Source organism: Vibrio sinaloensis DSM 21326 (assembly GCF_000189275.1).
Lineage (GTDB): Bacteria > Pseudomonadota > Gammaproteobacteria > Enterobacterales > Vibrionaceae > Vibrio > Vibrio sinaloensis.
In genome coordinates, this window is record NZ_AEVT01000020.1 from 1 (window position 1) to 705 (window position 705).

General features: G+C 40.4%; 1 protein-coding gene. It reads left to right on the plus strand.

The features are described 5' to 3' along the window. The first annotated feature begins 260 nt into the window (after positions 1-260). Complete coding sequence (locus tag RH45_RS05135; protein ID WP_241211628.1) at positions 261-587, plus strand: GNAT family N-acetyltransferase; 327 nt, start codon at positions 261-263, stop codon at positions 585-587. Positions 588-705: the final 118 nt, after the last annotated feature.

The following is a 705-nucleotide window of genomic DNA, read 5'->3' on the forward strand; positions in this document are numbered from 1 at the left end:
TTTTAACTATGCGTTGTGTCTGGTGTTTAAGGTGGTATGCGGCGGCTTCTGTGTTGCGTTGCTCACACCTTAACAGGGCGTTATGTTTTCGGCGAAAATCTACGATGATTTACGACTAAGATTCAAAGGTTTGATAAATTTAACTGGCTGATAGTTTATCCATGAGGAGTATCATGACTCAATTGTCCAACATTATGCATAAGGAGCATGATGGTTTTTTATATGTGTATTTCGAAAACTACGATGATGATTGTAATTGCATGTGGAGAAAAAATCCTGAGCATGAAAACGTCTATACTATCGAGCGTGTAGATATATTACCTGAATTTCGTAGGAAAGGATTCGCTCGAGAATTACTAAAGGGTACACTCAAACGAATTGCGGCAGAGTGTCCTCAAGCTTGCGTAGAAATCACTGCAGAGCCAGACGACGATAGCGGAATAACTGTGGAAAATCTCGTAGCTTTCTATGAATCACTTGGGTTTGAAAAGCATCTATGTCTTCGATCTCGTGTTCACCTCCGACTGTATTTGGATGATTCTGTGAAACCGAACACTGTGTACGATCATCCATTCTATTTCAAATAAAAACATAACAAACTGTTTAAGAGTGATTCGCAACGCGTGGCATTTTTACTATGCGTTGCGTTTAGTGTTTAAGGTGGTATGCGGTGGCATCGGTATTGCGTTGCTCACACCTTAACAG